Source organism: Achromobacter piechaudii NBRC 102461, assembly GCF_001571245.1.
Taxonomy (GTDB): Bacteria; Pseudomonadota; Gammaproteobacteria; order Burkholderiales; family Burkholderiaceae_B; genus Achromobacter; species Achromobacter piechaudii.
The window spans coordinates 954,440-971,359 of the sequence record NZ_BCTK01000005.1 but is presented as its reverse complement, the minus strand read 5'-3'; the positions used below and the strand labels follow the sequence as shown (position 1 = coordinate 971,359).

Sequence of the window (16,920 nt, the reverse complement as noted above, 5' to 3'; positions counted from 1 at the left end):
GTATTCGTTGTCACTGGGACAGCTCCGAATTTCAAACTTGGGTAGGCCTGCCAGGGGCGGGCTCGTCATCATCAAGGGACGCCGAATCGTGATCGGCGCCAGGATGCGCCGGATCCGATTCGCCCGAGGCCGGGGAAGCGGCATCGGGTTCGGGCCGAACAGGATCATCAAGGCCGATAGCGGGCTCATGCCCGGCGGCGCCAGGCGCTGCGTGATCGGTCTCGTCAATCGGGTCGGTCGGTTCCGCGTGTTTTGCGTTCTCGACACTTTCCTTTGCAGCACCGGCCGTAGAGGGGTCGGCGGCTATATCGGAAATGTCGTTACCGGCCCTGTCGTCGGGAAAACCGGACGGGGTCGGCATATTGGACAAGCCTTCGGCTTGCTCCCGGACGGTGGGTTCGTCGTCGGGATTCGCGCCTTCTTCTGTGCGCGAAACGACGGATTCTACGCTATCGACCGGGTCTATGGGTGCATCCTGTTCCGAAACTGACAATTCCGCAACTGGGATATCGCCATTTTCCGATTCTTCAGACATATTTTCGACAGCCAATTCGCCCTGGACAGAAGCGTCTCCGGCCTCATCAGCCGCATCTTCGGCAATGGCTTGTGTATCAGCGGCCTGCTCGGGCGCAGCGGCGCCCTCGCCCGTCAGCTGCTGCACTTCGCCCAGATCCAGCCCGGCCAGCGCGGCGGCGGCTTGGGCGGATTCCAGCGGCGGCAGCTCATCGAGCGCCCGCAAGCCCAGATCATCGAGGAACTGACGCGTGGTACCGAAAAGCGCAGGGCGACCCGGCGCATCCCGATGCCCGATGACCTCGATCCAGCCCCGGTCTTCCAGCGCCTTCACGATCTGCGACGACACGGTCACGCCACGGATATCTTCGATATCGCCCCGCGTGACCGGCTGGCGCCACGCCACAATGGCCAAGGTCTCCATGACCGCGCGCGAATACTTGGGCGGCTTTTCCGGGCTGAGTCGCTCAAGGTAGCGCTGCATATGCGGACGGCTTTGGAATCGCCATCCACTAGCCAGCTGCACCAGCTCCAGGCCGCCATCGGCCCAATTGGCCTGGAGCGTCTCCAACAGCCCGCGCAGCTTGCTGTTATCGAACTGTTCATCGTCCCCGAATAGCTTGCGCATATCGGACAGTTGCATCGGCTGCACCGCGCATAACAACGCGGTTTCCAGCACGAGTATTGCCTCGCTATCGTTCATCGACATTCAAATTCACTAAGGGCTGACTTGCGCTAGGTTGAAAATAAGGTTAATATTCTTTTCTCAGACGCGGGGTGGAGCAGTCTGGCAGCTCGTCGGGCTCATAACCCGAAGGTCGTAGGTTCAAATCCTGCCCCCGCAACCAAATTTGATGAAGGCCCAGCAAAACCGCTGGGCCTTTTTCATTTGGGCTTCAAACGAATTGCTTTTGAGGCGGCGCGCACCAGCGCAGGACTGTGCGGCATGTGCAATGCGGACAACGCCAGCAATCACGTTCGCGCCACGTCCGGCCACACACCCCGCCCTCACGATCCAAACGCCAACCTCGGCCCGCCAACCCGCCATCGAGACGGAACTGCAATCGACGGCATTGATTGGCGTAGTGCTCACAAGATTCCTGGGTTGACTGCCATGAATGGCGAACTGGCGCCTGGCAAGACGCGTGGGTAGGGATAAAGGCGACGCCCCTACGTACCGATAAAACGGAAGACGCAGCAGGCAAATTCTGGAAAAGCTGGCGCCACAGCCAACAGGCTAGCGTCACAGCCTACAAACCGTGGGACGCGCCGTAATCCGGCGCCTACATCCACGGCGACAGTATCAAGAGTCCGAACCAACGGCCAATGACTGGGGCGATATGACATCCGCCGCACCACCGCGCACCCGGCGCCATCTGAAGCGCCGACCGGCTCTGCCATGCCCGGATCAGATCCGAACCAGACTTACTATTCTTGGATATTTTCGAAGGTACATACCAGTGAACGCCAAACTACCCAGGCCAGTAATGACGCCATGGCGAGCGTTCACGCATTGGCGGATTATAGCGCCATAAGCCCGCCCCTCAAGCCTCGCGCCACTCAGTAAGCGCAACTCGAACTGCCCTGAAATGCTGTTGCAACGCGCCACCGCGAATCAAATCTACGTGACCGCCTTGTCCCACGGCGCGGAACCCAGCCGCTCTACCAGGAAGTCCAGCATGGACCGCAATATCAGGGGCATTTGCCGGCGCGACGCATAAACGCCGTAAATCCCCAGTTCCTGCGGCTTGCATTGCGGCAGGATCGTCTTCAAACGGCCCGCCGCAATATATTCATTTGCATAGTAAGTGGGCAGCATCGCAATACCCGCGCCCTCTAGTGCCGCCTGCAACAGCACGGACACTTCGTTGGCGCTGATATTGCCGCTAACCGGCACGTCCACAGGCTGGCCATCGCGCTCGAATCGCCACAGACTCTTGCCAAAATAAGAATGGGTCAGGCAATTTCGCAGGGACAGGTCTTCCACCCGGGCCGGCACGCCCTCGCGGGACAGGTATTCGGGCGACGCGCACACCACCGACCGGCACACCGCCAGCTTGCGGGCAATCAGATTGGGATCCAGATCATTGGTGATACGCACCGCGAGATCGACGCGCTCTTCCACAAGATTGACGGCGCGCTCGACCAGCATCAGATCGACCGAGGTGCCGGGATGCTGTTTGACGTAGTCGGTCACGGCGCTTGCCAGATGACGCGCCCCAAACGACATGCTGGTGGTGATGCGCAACAGGCCTCGGGGGGTGTCCTCGGGGGTGGATACTGCGCTGCGCAGATCCCCCACCATATCGAGCATCTGACGGCAGCGCGGCAACGTCTCCGCGCCTGCGGGGGTGAGACTGAGGCGACGAGTGGTACGGTGCAGCAAGCGCACCCCAACCCATTGCTCCATTTCAGCCAGGTAGCGCGATACCATCGCACGCGACATATCCAGATGAACCGCCGCCGCCGACAGGCTTCCCCGGTCGGCAACCTCCACAAACACTTGCATCGCCTTCAAACGATCCATGATTGTCTCGATTCGTGCATCAGACCGTACCGTTTATACCGTATTTGGATGCAACATTCGTGCCTAAATGGCGACATTTTGAGCACTTGCCGAGCCGCCGGATTCAGCTCGATGCCTGGCCCAGCGCCTGACTGACATCCGCACGCACCTGGTCTACATCGAGGCCGCGCACGATATAGACCAGCTGAGAAATCCGATCGTCCGCAGGCCATTGCGGCAGCATCCGCAAGGGGTAAAGCTCGCCATGAACGCCGTGCACCTCGCAAGGCAGCGTCTCGCCCTCGAAGCAAACCAGGCCCTTCATGCGCAGGATGCCTTGCCCGTAGCGCTCCTGAATGCGAGACACTCCCGCCAGAAACGCCGCCCGCCCCAACGGCGAGGACAGAATCAACGAAAAACTGGCGACCTGGGCGTGCCGATCAGCCACCGGCCGGGCGAACGCCTGCAACCAGCTGGACAGCGCCACCCCGTCGCGTCGCGCCGAGACATCCGGCCCGTCGCGCAACACGCCGGCCAAGGGCGCATCCTGACGCTGCACACAGCGCTGCGCCCCGGGGTTGATGGCGATGACAGCCTGCTCTACCCGCCGCAATTGCGCCGCGTCAGCCAAGTCGGATTTGCTCAAGACGACGGTATCGGCCAAGGCCAATTGCCGCGCCGCTTCAGGCTGGCTCACCAATTGCGATTCGCCCTGCCGCACATCCACCAGCACGATCGCGCCACGATACACATAGCGCTCAGACAGAAACCGATCGTGCTTGAGCATGAACAGCGTCGATGCGGGATCCGCGAGACCGCTGGTTTCAATGATCACCCGGCGAAACGGCTTGATCCGCCGGCTGACCGCCAGCATGAAAAGCTCGCGCAGCGTGTCCACCACCGCGCCACTGACGACGCAGCACAGACACCCCCCTTCAATCAGCACCACGTTGGCGGGCGCCAGCCGGACCAAGTGATGATCCACGCCTATGTCGCCGAATTCATTGACGATGACGACGGCGTCGGCGTATGCGGGTTCATGCAGCAGGCGGTTAAGCAGCGTGGTCTTGCCGCTGCCCAGAAAGCCCGAAATCACGGTGACGCCAATGCGCGTGTCCTGTTCGATTTGCCCTGGCATCGCCTCTGGTCCTGCACGGTTACGTTGGTTCTGACGAAGCGTACAACAACCCCGGCTGCCTCGGCTGCGCCGGTTGCCCCTCCCCCAGCGGCGACAAAAACCAAAAGGGCCACTCGCTTTCGCGAGTGGCCCTTCAGTTCGGCTTTGGGGTCTGCTGGCGTTGCCACGCTTGCGCGTTGCGGCCTGCCGACCTTGAAATTCTTTTGGCTCCCCGAGCTGGGCTCGAACCAGCGACCTGCGGATTAACAGTCCGTCGCTCTACCGACTGAGCTATCGGGGATCTGCCAAGAACGCAATTATGAACTAAATTTTTGGCGCGCGCAAATCGCGATTTTTTTAATTCTTTTTGGGCCGAACGTTTCCCATCGCCAAAAAACTCTGATATGATTTCGGTCTTTCCAGATCAGGCCCCATAAACAGGGCGGCGAACTGGAAAGAACAAAGATGTTTTGCTTGTACGTTTTGCTTATGACCCGCAGCGCCGAAACCTCGGTTTCTCAACGCGGAAAGGCAGACGAAATAAAGCAAATGGTCTTGCCGGCATAGCTCAGTTGGTAGAGCAGCGCATTCGTAATGCGAAGGTCGTAGGTTCGACTCCTATTGCCGGCACCAAATTCTAAAAGCAGCCCTCTCGGGCTGCTTTTTTCATTTCCGCGTCTGCGCGTAGCGGCACCCCAAGCCGAAACCAGTCCCCCGCCCCAAATTCGCACCCATCCCTGCCTGCCACCCCCGCCTGCCGGGAACTCCGCGCACCCCTCGCACGTCCAACTTCCTGGATTTTCATTCAGCCTAGCGAAGACCACCATGCGCATTCTCCTTGTCGAAGACGACGTCATGATCGGTGAAAGCGTGCTGGATTGCCTGCGCGCCGAGCACTACGCGGTCGATTGGGTCAAGGATGGCAACGCCGCCGAATTGGCCCTGCGCACCGATACCTACGACCTCATCCTGCTTGACTTGGGCCTGCCCAAGCGCGACGGCCTGGGCTTGTTGCGCGATCTGCGCGGGCGCAAGGATCGCACTCCCGTCCTGATCGCCACCGCGCGAGACGCCGTCAGCGATCGCATCGCCGGACTGGACGCGGGCGCCGACGATTACATCGTCAAGCCCTATGACGTGGACGAACTGCTGGCCCGCATGCGCGCACTGATCCGCCGTAGCGCGGGCCGCGCCGAACCGGTGTTTGAACACGAAGGCATCACTATCGACCCCCAGGCGCACGCAGCCATGGTCGACGGCACGCCCGTTGCGCTGACCGCTCGTGAATGGGCCGTGCTGGAACCGCTGATCGCCCGCCCCGGCATGATCTTTTCGCGCGCGCAACTGGAAGAAAAGCTCTACAGCTGGAAAGACAGCGTCAGCAGCAACGCCGTTGAGGTTTATATTCATGGCCTGCGCAAAAAACTGGGTCCCAACCTGATCCAGAACGTCAGAGGCGTCGGCTATGTCATACCCAAAACATGAGCATCAGGCTTAGCGGCTCGCTACGCGCCCGCCTGCTGTTTTTTCTGTTGGCCACCATCGTGGTCGGCGCGTTGGCGCAAGGCGTGATCGCCTACCGCAGCACGCTGGCTCAGGCGGACGACATCTTTGATTCGCTGCTCCAGCGCACCGCGCTGTCGCTGGGCACGGGCGATGGCCTGCTCAGTACCGGCCCCACGCAAAGCCGAGGGGCCGCAACGCCCATGGCCGATGACCTCATCATCCAGATCTGGACACCCGACGGCCTGCGGGTCTTCAACTCCCGCTCGCGCCGCCCCCTGCCCGACCAGATCGTGCTGGGCTTCTCCGACGCGCGAATGGAAGGCACCACCTACCGCGTCTATGCATTGGCCACCCCGTTCCAGGTCATCCAGGTCGCTCAGGACATGAGCGTGCGCCGGCACATGGCGCGCGAGCTGGCGTTGCGCACGGTCGCGCCCATCGCGGCGGCGGCGCCATTGCTGATGCTGGTCGTGTGGTGCGTGGTCAGCTGGTCGCTTCGCCCCGTCAAGCGCGCCCGCGCCCAGGTGGCCGCGCGGCAACCCGAAGACCTGTCTCCGGTAAGCGTGCAGGGACTGCCCGACGAGATCCGGCCACTGATCCTGGAATTGAACCTGCTGCTGGAGCGCATGCGCGCCGCGTTCGCGCAGCAAAAGCAATTCGTGGGCGACGCTGCGCACGAGCTGCGTTCCCCCCTGGCGGCGCTGCGTTTGCAGTTGCAGGCGTTGCAGCGCGCCAGTGATGGCGAAAACCGGCGCATCGCCGAACAGCGCTTGGCCGCGGGCATAGACCGCGCCACCCGCCTGGTCGAGCAACTGCTGTCCATGGCGCGCCACGAAAGCGCCGCCCAGCCCGTGCCCGCCGCGCCCGTGGACCTGGCCGACGTGCTGCGCCAGGCGCTCTCCGAAACCCTGGCCGAGGCCAATGCCAAGTCCATCGACATCGACATGGATGGGGCACAGGAGGGTCGCGTGCAAGGCCACCGCGACGCGCTGATCCTGCTGGCCCGCAACCTGCTGGACAATGCCATCAAGCACTCGCCCCAGGGCGGCCACATCCGGCTGCATCTGGAGGCCACCCGTGACGAGGCGTCGTTCAGCATCGACGACGAAGGCCCGGGCATCCCGCCCAATGAACGCGAGCGCGTGTTCGACCGCTTCTATCGCGCCGAAGGCAACACGCAGCACGGCAGCGGCCTGGGTCTGTCGATCGCCCGCGCCATCGCCGATCGCCACGGCGCCACCATCCTGCTTGAAGACGCGCCGGGCGGCCAGGGACTGCGCGCGCGCGTGCGGTTTCCCATTTCCAAATGATTGCGGCGATTTAAGATTCGCCTAAGTGTCAGGCCCGAACATAGCGTCATGTCCACAAACATGAACGCAGGAGCCGACATGAAGACCTCGCAAATGAAACCCTCGCGCCTCGTAGTGGCGCTGCTGGCCGCTGGCGCCATTGGCGGCGCCGGTGCAACCGCCGTGATGGGCGGCGTGTCGATGGCGGCCAACGCGCCGACCGCGATCGCCGCACCGCAATCCATCAGTACCTCCAGCCCGCCCAATTTCGCGCAGATCACCCGCGATTTTGGCCCGGCCGTCGTCAATATCAGCGTCAGCGGCACCCGCAAGGTGTCGGCCGACGACGAAGATCCCTTCGCCCAATTCTTCGGCCAGATCCCCGGATCGCGTGGCCGCATGCCGTCGCGCGAAGTGCCGATGCGCGGCGAAGGCTCGGGCTTCATCATCAGCGCCGACGGCATCATCCTGACCAACGCGCACGTGGTGCAGGACGCCAAGGAAGTCACGGTCAAGCTGACCGATCGCCGCGAGTACAAGGCCAAGGTGTTGGGCGCGGACCCGCAAACCGACGTGGCGGTGCTCAAGATCGACGCCAAGAACCTGCCCGTGGTCAAGGTGGGCGACGTCAATCAATTGCAGGTGGGCGAATGGGTGTTGGCCATCGGCTCGCCCTACGGCCTTGAAAACACGGCCACGGCCGGCATCGTCAGCGCCAAGGGCCGTTCGCTGCCCGATGACACCTCGGTGCCCTTCATCCAGACGGACGTGGCGGTGAACCCCGGCAACTCGGGCGGCCCGCTGTTCAACGATCGCGGTGAAGTCGTAGGGATCAACTCGCAGATCTACAGCCGCACCGGCGGCTTCCAGGGGCTGTCGTTCTCGATCCCCATCGATGTGGCCTACAAGATCAAGGACCAGATCCTTGAGCACGGCAAGGTGCAACATGCGCGCCTGGGCGTGACGGTGCAGGAAGTGAACCAGGATCTTGCCAATTCGTTCAAGCTGGATACGCCGTCCGGCGCACTGGTGTCGAGCGTTGAAAAAGGCAGCGCCGCCGACAAGGCCGGCCTGCAGCCGGGCGACGTGGTGCGGCAGATCAACGGCAAGACCATCGTTTCTTCGGGTGACCTGGCGTCGATGATCACGCTGGCTTCGCCGGGCGAAAAGATCAAGCTGGACGTCTGGCGCGCCGGCTCACCGAAGGAACTGGTTGCAACGCTGGGTGGCGTCCCCAAGGACAAGACCCAGACGGCCTCCGGCGATCAAGAGGTGCAACGCGGGCAGTTGGGCCTGGCGCTGCGCCCCCTGAGCCCGCAGGAACAGCAGGCCTCGGGCACTGAAGGGCTGCTGATCGAGCGTTCCGCCGGGCCGGCCGCCAAGGCGGGCATTGAACCGGGCGACGTACTGCTCTCGCTCAATGGTGTGCCGGTGCACAACGTCGGGCAGGTCAAGGAAGCGCTGTCGAAGGCGGGCAAGACCGTGGCCCTGCTGGTTCAGCGCGGCGAAGACAAGATCTTCGTGCCGGTGCAGATCGGCTGACCGCCGCGCTTTGCCGTGAGTTACTCCGCGTCGGGCTGCTTGCCCGGCGCGGCGTCTGCAAAAGCGGGCAGCTCACGGCAGTTGGCGTCGATACGCAAGACATGCGGCATCGACGACAGATCACATTCGAAACGCTGCGCATTGGCCACCTGCGGCACCAGGCACAGGTCGGCGATGGTGGGCGTGTCGCCATGGCAAAAACGGCCGGTGGCGCTGGAGCCCGCCAACTGCGCCTCCAGGGCCTGCAAGCCCTGATGCACCCAATGCTTGTACCAGGCCGTCTTGGCGGCTTCGTCCACGCCCAGCGTGTGCTTCAGATATTTCAGCACGCGCAGGTTGTTCAACGGATGCGTGTCGCACGCAATGCCCAGGGCCAGATCGCGCACCCGCGCGCGACCGATCGGATCGGCCGGCAGCAACGGCGCCTGAGGCTGCGTTTCTTCCAGATATTCAATGATGGCCAAGGACTGGCCGATGACGGCGTCGCCGTCGATCAAGGTCGGCACCAGCGCCGTCGGGTTCAGCTTGCGATAGCTGTCCGACAGTTGCTGGCCGCCATCTTTCAGCAGATGTACGGGCAGGGTTTCGTAAGTCAGGCCCTTCAGATTCAGGGCGATGCGCACTCGGTACGCGGCCGAGCTGCGGAAATAGCTGTACAGCTGCATGTAGTCTCCTTGATGTGTTCTGGGCGCCCCGCCGGGCGCCTGCTTCATTCGAGCGATTCGGTCTGCGCAGCCTTGCGCGACAGGCCCTTGGGCAAGGGAAACGCCACGTTTTCTTCCAGGCCGGGCATGGTGCGCACGGACACCGCGCCCAATTCCTTCACCCGGTCGATGACCTGCTGCACCAGGATCTCGGGGGCCGAAGCGCCCGCCGTGACGCCGATGCGCTTGCGGTCCACCAGCCACGCCGGGTCGATGGAATCCGCGCCGTCGATCAGGTAGGACGCGACGCCCTTGCGTTCGGCCACTTCGCGCAGCCGGTTCGAATTCGAACTGTTCGGGCTGCCCACGACCAGCACCAGATCGCATTCAGGCGCCAGCACCTTGACCGCGTCCTGGCGGTTCTGCGTGGCATAGCAGATGTCGCTTTTCTTGGGCTCGGCAATATTGGGAAACCGCGCCTTCAACGCTTGCGACACGGCCGCAGCATCATCCACGGACAGCGTCGTCTGCGTGACGAACGCCAGGTTTTCGGGGTCGGCCACTTGCAGATTGGCCACGTCTTCCACCGTTTCGACCAGGTACATGCCGCCTTGCGCCTGCCCCAGCGTCCCCTCGACTTCAGGGTGCCCCTTGTGGCCGATCATGATGATTTCACGGCCTGCCGCGCGCATGCGGGCAACCTCGATGTGAACCTTCGTGACCAGCGGGCAGGTAGCGTCAAACACCTGCAAGCCACGGGCCTCGGCCTCGGCCCTCACCGCCTTGGACACGCCATGGGCCGAGAACACGACGATGGAGCCGGTGGGCGCGTCGTCGAGTTCGTCGATGAAGATGGCGCCCTTGGCGCGCAGGTCTTGCACCACATAGCGGTTGTGGACGATTTCATGGCGCACGTAGATCGGCGCGCCATGCAGTTCAATCGCGCGCTCGACGATGTCGATGGCGCGGTCCACGCCGGCACAGAAGCCGCGCGGCTGCGCCAGCAGGACTTCAGCGTCGGAGGCGGTAACGGCCTTGCTCATCAGAGAACTCCCAGCAGCGCCACGTCCAATTGCAAGCGGACGCCCGCAAGCGGATGGTTGAAGTCGAACAGCGCCGACTCATCATTGATTTCTTTCAGCACGCCCGAATAGCGGCCACCGTTGGGCGCGGTGAATTCGACCAGGTCGCCCGGTTCGAACGTGGCGTCGGCGCCGGCATGCTCGGCCAGCATCGCCCGCGTGACGCGCTGGATCAGTTCGGGGTTGCGGTCGCCATAGGCGTCGGCGGGTTCGAGCGTGACGCTGAACTTTTCGCCTTCGGCGTGGCCGATCAGCGCGGCCTCCAGGCCGGGCGCCCACTGCCCGCTGCCCATTTGCAGCGTGCCCGGACGGCCATCGAAAGTATTGGTGAACACCGAATCCTTGCCAGGACCGGATGCAAGCGTGATTCGGTAATGCAGCGTCAGGTAGGAATCCGGACGGACAAAAACGTTCACTTCGTTAGAGGCGATGCTCAAGATCTGCCACCGTATTGGATATTGGATAAACCCTGATTTTAGAGCCTCTTATGAAATTGTCTGTCCGGCTGTCAAAACACGAGCGTCCACGCGAGCGTCTACTGCGTCACGGGGCCGGCGCCCTGCAGAATGCGGAGCTGCTGGCGCTGGGGCTGCGCACCGGAATTCCCGGCCTCAATGTGGTGGACCTGTCCAATCGGCTGCTTGAACGTTTTTGCGGCTTGCGCGGTCTTTTGGGGGCCACACCCGAAGAACTCATGACTGTCCCCGGTTTGGGCGCCGCCAAGGCGTGCACCCTGGCGGCGTTGCTGGAACTGGCGCGCCGCGCCATCGAGGAAGACCTGACCCGGCCTGAGTCCCTGCGCCATCCCGGCCAGGTCAAGCAATACTGCCTGACGGCGCTGGGCCATCGGCGGGTCGAGCACTGCATCGCCCTGTATCTGGACAACCAGTTGCGGGTGATCGCCACCGGCGAACTGGCTCGCGGCACGCTGTCGCAGGCTTCGGTCTACCCGCGCGAGGTCGTGCGCGAGGCCCTGCGCCATCACGCGGCGGCGCTGATCGTGGCGCACAACCACCCTTCGGGCCTGGCCGAGCCCAGCGCGGCCGACCGGGGGTTCACGCAGCAGTTGAAGCAGGCGCTGGCGCTGGTGGACGTTAAACTTGTCGACCACCTGATCGTCGCCGGCGCGGCCGTGATTTCCATGGCGGAACTGGGCGGTGTCTAGACCAGCCTCACGCAGCGGGCGCGCTTGCCCGCGCCGACGGGATTTCGTTAGACTGCCGCCGCAAATTGCTTTAGGCTTTAACCTATTGCGGCATCGACTTTTCCCCTTCTACAGCCCGACACGAAACCGCTTCTGATGAAACGCTTGTGGGACATTTCCCCGCCCGTCTCCACGGCGTCACCCGTCTTTCCGGGCGACACGCCGTACCGCCAGCAATGGAAGTGGTCGCTGACGCCCGGCTGTCCGGTCAACGTCAGCGAGATCACGCTGTCGCCGCACATCGGCGCGCATGCGGATGCTCCTCTGCACTATCAGAATGGCGCGGCCGCGATTGGCGCGGTGTCGCTGGAACCTTTCCTGGGCCCCTGCCGCGTCATCCACGCGATTGATTGCGGCCCGCTGATCACCACCGACCACCTGGCGCATGCCGCCTTGAACCTGCCGCCCAGAGTGCTCGTGCGCACCGCCAAGCACGCCGCGCAGGATTGGTGGACCGATGACTTTTCGGCTTATGCGCCCCAGACGATCGAATGGCTGGCCGAACGCGGCGTCATGCTGATCGGGTTGGATACCGCCAGCATCGACCCCGCATCCAGCAAGACCCTGGACAGCCACCATACGATCTTGCGGCACGACATGCGGGTACTGGAGAATCTGGTGCTCGATGACGTGCCCGAAGGCGATTACGAATTGATCGCCCTGCCGTTGGCGCTGGTCCAGGCCGATGCCAGCCCGGTTCGCGCCGTCTTGCGCGAACTGTAGGCTGGTCCGCTGGCCTTCGGGTGGTCGCCTTGTGCTGGCCACCCGCCTTGAAAGACGCACGACCATGAACGTAACCCTTGATTGCTCCATGGCGCCGACCCGCGCCCGCCCCCGCTCGACCGGCTGGCGGGCCTTGCCCGCCTCTGCCCGCCGCGCCGCCCCGCCCTGCCACGGAGGCCAGGCATGAGCTGCCCACACCGCCCCGAAGACATCGTCCACCAGGAAAAAGCGCAGCTGGATTTCACGCGCGACATGACCTACGGCGACTACCTGCATCTGGATCAGGTGCTGGGCGCGCAGCATCCGCTGTCGCCCGAGCACAACGAGATGCTGTTCATCATCCAGCACCAGACCAGCGAGCTCTGGATGAAGCTGATGCTGCACGAGCTGCGCGCGGCCATCGCCAGCGTGGCGGCCGATCGCCTGCAACCGGCCTTCAAGATGCTGGCGCGAGTCAGCAAGATCATGGAGCAGCTGGTTCACGCCTGGGACGTGCTGGCCACGATGACGCCGCCTGAATATTCGGCGCTGCGCCCCTACCTGGCGCATTCCAGCGGTTTTCAAAGCTACCAATATCGCCAGATCGAATTCCTCCTGGGCAACAAGAACGCGGCCATGCTGCGCCCGCACGCCCACCGGGAGGACCTCTTGGCGCAGGTGCGCAGCGCCTACGACATGCCGTCACTGTACGACGAGTCGCTGCGACTGCTGGCTCGCCATGGCATCGCCGTGCCGGCGGACCGCCTGGAGCGCGACTGGACCCAGCCCTATGAATCGTCGGACGGCGTGGAAGCCGCCTGGTTGACGGTCTATCGCGACACCGACCGCTACTGGGACCTGTATCAGCTGGGCGAAAAGCTGACCGATCTGGAAGATGCGTTCCGCCTGTGGCGATTCCGCCACGTCACGACCGTCGAACGCGTGATCGGGTTCAAGCGCGGCACGGGCGGCACATCCGGGGTGGATTACCTGCGACGCATGCTGGATGTAGTGCTGTTTCCCGAAATCTGGAAACTGCGCACCGATCTGTAAGGGCCCGTCCCCTTTTCGTCCCGGGCTGCGGGCTGGCAAAACAGGCCAGCCCGCCCTGGCGTACCCGGAAAAACCCATGCTAGAATTTGGGGTTACTTTTTGGATACGTGGCTGGAATCCTTGCGTAGGCGTTCAAATGTGAACGGCAACACGCGTCCTGGCTGGCGACCCTACAACTTGAAAGACCCCTGGCGGGTCCTAGGATAAGCACCATGAAAGAAGGCATTCACCCCGAATACCGCGAAGTCGTTTTCGCCGACCTGCAAACGGGCAACAAGTTCATCACCCGTTCGACCGTGCACACGCGCGAAACCGTCGAAATCGACGGCAAGACGTACCCGCTCTTCAAGTGCGACGTGACCTCCGAATCGCACCCGTTCTACACGGGCGCCCAAACGCGTATCGTCGAAACCGGCCGTGTGGAAAAGTTCCGCGCCCGCTTCGCCCGTACCGCCGGCACGGTCAAGTCCGCTTCCTGATCCTGTTGCTCCTACGGGAGTCACAGCAAAAAGGCAGCCTTCGGGCTGCTTTTTTTTCCTCCCTAGCCTGCTTTTTGCCGGCCAGGGGCTGGCGCAACCAGATCCCTCGGTTACATTAACGCCCGTGTCCCCACTTTCATTTTCCACTCCTGCCCGGCTCACGTCCGTGGCGACCGCGAAGCTTCCCAGACTGATTTTGCTGGGCTTGGCGCTGGCCTATATCGTGGCCGGCCTGTTCATGCGCGACCCGTGGAAAACGGACGATGCGGTTGGCCTGGCGACGATGATCACCGCCATCCGGGAAGGCGGCATCACCTGGTTGCTGCCGCAGGTGGGGCTGCTGGCCCATGCTGAAGAAGGCCCGCTGATCACCTGGGTGGGCGCCATCTGCATCTGGTTGTTCGGACCCTTCATCGGCGACATCACCGCAGGACGCCTGCCCAACCTGCTGTGGTTCGGCATCACGGCCTCCAGCGTCTGGTACGGCACGTATCTGCTGGGCCGCCGTAGCGAAGCGCAACCGCTGGCGCTGCCTTTCGGCGGCGAACCTGAACCGCGCGACTACGGCCGCATGCTTGCCGACGCCGCCCTGCTGCTGCTGCTGGCCACCGTCGGCATTTTGCAGCGCACGCATGAAACCACCGTCGTGCCGGCCATCATGGCTTGCCAGGCGCTGGCGTTTTACTCCCTGGCGCGCAGCGTTGACCGCCCCTTCACCGGCACGACCACGCTGGGCATCGCCCTGGCCGCCAGCTTCCTCACGCGGGGCTGGGTGGGCGCAGTCCCCATCATGATCGGCGCGTTGCTGGCCTTCTATCCGCGCAGCCAATTGTGGAAGTGCAAGCGCTGGCTGCCGTGGGCGGCCCTGGTGACGGCGGTTCTGATCCTGGCCTGGTGGATCCCGGCAAGCGAAAGCAGCCAGTACTGGATTCGCAACTGGAAGACCTGGAACCTCACGTCCTTCGCCCTGCCCTCCTGGCACGACGTCGGCCGCACGCTGCGCGACCTGCCCTGGTATCTGTGGCCGACGTGGCCGCTGGCCCTGCTGGCCGTCTGGCGCTGGCGCGAATGGATTTACGCCCCCCACATCTGGCTACCCCTGATGCTGCTGGTGTGTGCCGCGCTGGTGCTGTTCGGGCTGGAAGAAGCCACCGATTCCGAATATGTGTTGCTCGCGGTGCCCTGCGCCGTGCTGGGCGCGTTCTCGTTGCCGACTCTGCGCCGTGGCGTCGTCAATACGCTGGACTGGTTCGCCGTCATGTGTTTTTCGCTGACCGCCGCTACCGCCTGGCTCGGCTGGGTCGCTTTGCACTTCAATTGGCCGGCGCAGATTTCGCGCAACATCGCCCGCCAGACCACCGGCTACGAGCCCGTCATTTCTTGGGGCGCCTTCACGCTGGCGGTCATCTTTACCGTGGCCTGGATCGCGCTGGTCGTATGGCGCCTGCGGGTACGCCCCCAAGCGCTGTGGCGCGGCACCGTGCTGTCCGCAGGCGGCCTGACCGTCACGTGGATCCTGCTGGTGCTGCTGTGGCAGCCGGCGGTGGACTACGCGCGCAGCTACCGGACCGTCTCGGGCCAACTGGCCCAGGCCTTGGCACAAAATACCCGGCCCGGCGAATGCGTGCGCGGCCTGAGCCTGGGCAGCGGACAGCGCGCCTCGTTCCTGATTTTCGACAACCTGTCCTTCACGTTCGACGCGAAGTGCACGTTGATCCTGCAACAGACCAGCAACCAGAGCCTGCGCGACAATACCGCCGCCTATAGCGACGGGGCCGACGTGCTGTGGCAAGGCGGCCGCCGCGCCGATCGACAGGAAGTGTTCCGACTGCTGCGAGTCGGCCCGAACCGATGAACGCCGTCAACGCGGCGCCGATCTCTTTCGGCGCCACTTTGCGCGGCATCGCCAAGCAAGCCTGGCCCGTGCTGATCAGCCAGTGGGCCGGCATCTCGTTCGGCGTGCTGGACACCGCCATGACGGGCCACTCCAGCGCCAGCGACCTGGCCGCGATGGCTTTGTCCGTCTCTATCTACATCACCGTTTTCGTCGGGTTGATGGGCGTCGTGCACGCGCTGATCCCCATCCTTGCCCAGCATTTCGGCGCGGGCAACAACGACGAAGTCGGCCGCAGCTGGGGCCAGGGCGTGTGGCTGGCGCTGGGCTTGTCCGGCGTCGGCGCGGTGCTCATGCTGTTCCCGGACGTGTGGCTGTCGATGTCGGGAGACGTCGCGCCGGCCGTGCGCGAACGGGTCAGCTCCTACCTGCAGGCCTTGGTGCTGGCCCTGCCGGCCGCGCTGGTGTTTCGCACCATCTACGCGCTGGGCACCTCGGTGTCGCGGCCGAAGCTGGTCATGGCCATCAACCTGTCGGCCATCGCTTTCAAGGCGTTTTTCAACTGGCTGTTCATCTACGGCAATCTGGGCCTGCCCGCCATGGGCGCCACCGGCGCGGGCCTGGCCACCGCCGGGGTGTCATGGATGAGCCTGGGATTGGGCCTTTGGGTGATTACGCACGACCGCTTCTATCGCCGCTTCAATCTGCGTATCGGCAAGCCCGATTGGAAGACGCTGAAAGAACTGCTGCGTCTTGGCATCCCGATGGGCGGCTCCTACCTGGTTGAAGTATCCGCCTTCACCTTCATGGCGCTGCTGGTGGCGCGTGAAGGCACCTACGTCACGGGCGGGCACCAGATCATGTCGAACCTGGCCGCGCTGTGCTACATGATGCCGATGGCGCTGGGCGTGGCGACTGCCGCGTTGACCGCGCAGGCCATCGGCGCGGGCAATCTTGCGCATGCGCATCGCACCGGTATGGCGGGGTTGGTGCTGGGACTGATCGGCGCGCTGTTGACCGCCGCCGTGCTGTTGGTCGGCCGCCCCCTGATTCTTGCCGCCTACACGGATGACGCTGGCGTTGCCGCCGTGGCCACCACGCTGCTGGCGGTCTTGCCCCTGTTCCACCTGTTCGACTCGATGCAATGCATCAACTCGTACTTGCTGCGCGCCTACAAGGTCGCCGTGGTGCCCCTGCTGTTGCAAGTGGTGGCGCTGGCGGGCGTGGGTCTTGTAGGCGGCTGGTGGTTTGGATTTGGTCCTGGCAAGGGCGGCCTGGACGGCATCCGCAACGCGCTGTTGCCCGGCTCGCCGCAAGGTGCGGGCAGCATGTGGCTGATGGCGATGGTGGGCCTGGCGCTATCGGCCATCCTGCTGCACTTCTGGTATCGGCGCCTGGTGCGGACGCTGGCGCAGTAAGTCGCCCTGCCCCGCTTGCGCGGGCGTCATA

The 16,920-nt window shown here is 63.7% G+C and carries 15 protein-coding genes and 3 tRNA genes; 11 read left to right on the top strand and 7 right to left on the bottom strand.

The window, feature by feature from the left end; genetic code table 11:
• Positions 1–31: 31 nt before the first annotated feature.
• Complete coding sequence (gene scpB / locus API01S_RS11080) at positions 32–1,222, bottom strand: SMC-Scp complex subunit ScpB (RefSeq protein ID WP_061304486.1); 1,191 nt, start codon at positions 1,220–1,222, stop codon at positions 32–34.
• A gap of 62 nt (positions 1,223–1,284) precedes the next feature.
• On the opposite strand from scpB, the gene API01S_RS11075 reads away from it, so the two are divergent.
• A tRNA-Met gene (locus API01S_RS11075) sits at positions 1,285–1,361 on the top strand.
• A 773-nt stretch (positions 1,362–2,134) separates the two neighbouring features.
• On the opposite strand, the gene API01S_RS11070 is transcribed toward API01S_RS11075, so the two are convergent.
• From API01S_RS11070 to API01S_RS11060, 3 genes are all read right to left on the bottom strand, one after another.
• The gene (locus tag API01S_RS11070; protein ID WP_156487100.1) at positions 2,135–3,040 is read right to left on the bottom strand and encodes a LysR family transcriptional regulator; all 906 of its coding nucleotides are present in this window, start codon (positions 3,038–3,040) and stop codon (positions 2,135–2,137) included.
• A 103-nt stretch (positions 3,041–3,143) separates the two neighbouring features.
• Positions 3,144–4,157, bottom strand: coding sequence for a CobW family GTP-binding protein (locus API01S_RS11065; RefSeq protein WP_061304484.1), 1,014 nt, complete (start codon positions 4,155–4,157; stop codon positions 3,144–3,146).
• A 204-nt stretch (positions 4,158–4,361) separates the two neighbouring features.
• Positions 4,362–4,437: transfer RNA gene (locus tag API01S_RS11060), tRNA-Asn, on the bottom strand.
• A gap of 256 nt (positions 4,438–4,693) precedes the next feature.
• Here API01S_RS11060 and API01S_RS11055 point away from each other — a divergent pair.
• From API01S_RS11055 to API01S_RS11040, 4 genes are all read left to right on the top strand, one after another.
• Positions 4,694–4,769 (top strand) — tRNA-Thr (locus API01S_RS11055).
• Between the two features lie 192 nt (positions 4,770–4,961).
• Positions 4,962–5,621, top strand: a complete 660-nt coding sequence (locus API01S_RS11050) for a response regulator (protein ID WP_006218264.1) — start codon at positions 4,962–4,964, stop codon at positions 5,619–5,621.
• Entirely contained in the window at positions 5,618–6,952 is a 1,335-nt protein-coding gene (locus tag API01S_RS11045; RefSeq protein ID WP_061304482.1) for an ATP-binding protein, read from the top strand. The genes API01S_RS11050 and API01S_RS11045 overlap by 4 nt, the downstream gene beginning before the upstream one ends.
• A 78-nt stretch (positions 6,953–7,030) precedes the next feature.
• The gene (locus API01S_RS11040; protein ID WP_061304480.1) at positions 7,031–8,473 is read left to right on the top strand and encodes a DegQ family serine endoprotease; all 1,443 of its coding nucleotides are present in this window, start codon (positions 7,031–7,033) and stop codon (positions 8,471–8,473) included.
• Positions 8,474–8,493: 20 nt separating this feature from the next.
• Here the strand turns inward: API01S_RS11040 and maiA are convergent, their stop codons facing one another.
• The 3 genes from maiA to API01S_RS11025 are packed head-to-tail and all read right to left on the bottom strand — an operon-like array spanning position 8,494 to position 10,636.
• Positions 8,494–9,138 carry a maleylacetoacetate isomerase gene (gene maiA, locus API01S_RS11035; RefSeq protein WP_039882979.1) on the bottom strand — a complete coding sequence of 215 codons (645 nt, stop codon included), beginning with the start codon at positions 9,136–9,138 and terminating at the stop codon, positions 8,494–8,496.
• Positions 9,139–9,182: 44 nt separating this feature from the next.
• Entirely contained in the window at positions 9,183–10,160 is a 978-nt protein-coding gene (gene ispH, locus API01S_RS11030) for a 4-hydroxy-3-methylbut-2-enyl diphosphate reductase (RefSeq protein ID WP_006218260.1), read from the bottom strand.
• Complete coding sequence (locus API01S_RS11025; RefSeq protein WP_006218259.1) at positions 10,160–10,636, bottom strand: FKBP-type peptidyl-prolyl cis-trans isomerase; 477 nt, start codon at positions 10,634–10,636, stop codon at positions 10,160–10,162. The genes ispH and API01S_RS11025 overlap by 1 nt, the downstream gene beginning before the upstream one ends.
• Before the next feature lie 50 nt (positions 10,637–10,686).
• Between API01S_RS11025 and radC the strand changes: the two genes are divergently transcribed.
• The 6 genes from radC to API01S_RS10995 all read left to right on the top strand — a co-directional run bounded on the left by radC (position 10,687) and on the right by API01S_RS10995 (position 16,889).
• Entirely contained in the window at positions 10,687–11,364 is a 678-nt protein-coding gene (gene radC / locus API01S_RS11020) for a RadC family protein (protein WP_061304479.1), read from the top strand.
• 135 nt (positions 11,365–11,499) lie between these two features.
• Positions 11,500–12,126, top strand: coding sequence for an arylformamidase (gene kynB, locus API01S_RS11015; RefSeq protein WP_006218257.1), 627 nt, complete (start codon positions 11,500–11,502; stop codon positions 12,124–12,126).
• Positions 12,127–12,309: 183 nt separating this feature from the next.
• Positions 12,310–13,158 carry a tryptophan 2,3-dioxygenase gene (kynA, locus tag API01S_RS11010; RefSeq protein ID WP_006218256.1) on the top strand — a complete coding sequence of 283 codons (849 nt, stop codon included), beginning with the start codon at positions 12,310–12,312 and terminating at the stop codon, positions 13,156–13,158.
• 212 nt (positions 13,159–13,370) lie between these two features.
• A complete protein-coding gene (locus tag API01S_RS11005; protein ID WP_006218255.1) occupies positions 13,371–13,637 on the top strand; it encodes a type B 50S ribosomal protein L31 in 267 nt (88 codons plus the stop codon).
• A gap of 124 nt (positions 13,638–13,761) precedes the next feature.
• Positions 13,762–15,492 (top strand): ArnT family glycosyltransferase, encoded by a 1,731-nt coding sequence (locus API01S_RS11000; protein ID WP_039882974.1) that lies wholly within the window; start codon positions 13,762–13,764, stop codon positions 15,490–15,492.
• Positions 15,489–16,889: an MATE family efflux transporter gene (locus API01S_RS10995; protein WP_061304477.1), complete on the top strand. Its 1,401-nt coding sequence runs from the start codon at positions 15,489–15,491 to the stop codon at positions 16,887–16,889. Before API01S_RS11000 ends, API01S_RS10995 begins: the two co-directional genes overlap by 4 nt.
• Positions 16,890–16,920 lie beyond the last annotated feature (31 nt).

What these genes read in the sequence shown, in the direction of transcription:
- scpB (WP_061304486.1), bottom strand. Translation starts at nt 1,222, where the DNA reads ATGTCGATGAACGATAGCGAGGCAATACTCGTGCTGGAAACCGCGTTG.
- API01S_RS11070 (WP_156487100.1), bottom strand. Translation starts at nt 3,040, where the DNA reads ATGGATCGTTTGAAGGCGATGCAAGTGTTTGTGGAGGTTGCCGACCGG.
- API01S_RS11065 (WP_061304484.1), bottom strand. Translation starts at nt 4,157, where the DNA reads ATGCCAGGGCAAATCGAACAGGACACGCGCATTGGCGTCACCGTGATT.
- API01S_RS11050 (WP_006218264.1), top strand. Translation starts at nt 4,962, where the DNA reads ATGCGCATTCTCCTTGTCGAAGACGACGTCATGATCGGTGAAAGCGTG.
- API01S_RS11045 (WP_061304482.1), top strand. Translation starts at nt 5,618, where the DNA reads ATGAGCATCAGGCTTAGCGGCTCGCTACGCGCCCGCCTGCTGTTTTTT.
- API01S_RS11040 (WP_061304480.1), top strand. Translation starts at nt 7,031, where the DNA reads ATGAAGACCTCGCAAATGAAACCCTCGCGCCTCGTAGTGGCGCTGCTG.
- maiA (WP_039882979.1), bottom strand. Translation starts at nt 9,138, where the DNA reads ATGCAGCTGTACAGCTATTTCCGCAGCTCGGCCGCGTACCGAGTGCGC.
- ispH (WP_006218260.1), bottom strand. Translation starts at nt 10,160, where the DNA reads ATGAGCAAGGCCGTTACCGCCTCCGACGCTGAAGTCCTGCTGGCGCAG.
- radC (WP_061304479.1), top strand. Translation starts at nt 10,687, where the DNA reads ATGAAATTGTCTGTCCGGCTGTCAAAACACGAGCGTCCACGCGAGCGT.
- kynB (WP_006218257.1), top strand. Translation starts at nt 11,500, where the DNA reads ATGAAACGCTTGTGGGACATTTCCCCGCCCGTCTCCACGGCGTCACCC.
- kynA (WP_006218256.1), top strand. Translation starts at nt 12,310, where the DNA reads ATGAGCTGCCCACACCGCCCCGAAGACATCGTCCACCAGGAAAAAGCG.
- API01S_RS11005 (WP_006218255.1), top strand. Translation starts at nt 13,371, where the DNA reads ATGAAAGAAGGCATTCACCCCGAATACCGCGAAGTCGTTTTCGCCGAC.
- API01S_RS10995 (WP_061304477.1), top strand. Translation starts at nt 15,489, where the DNA reads ATGAACGCCGTCAACGCGGCGCCGATCTCTTTCGGCGCCACTTTGCGC.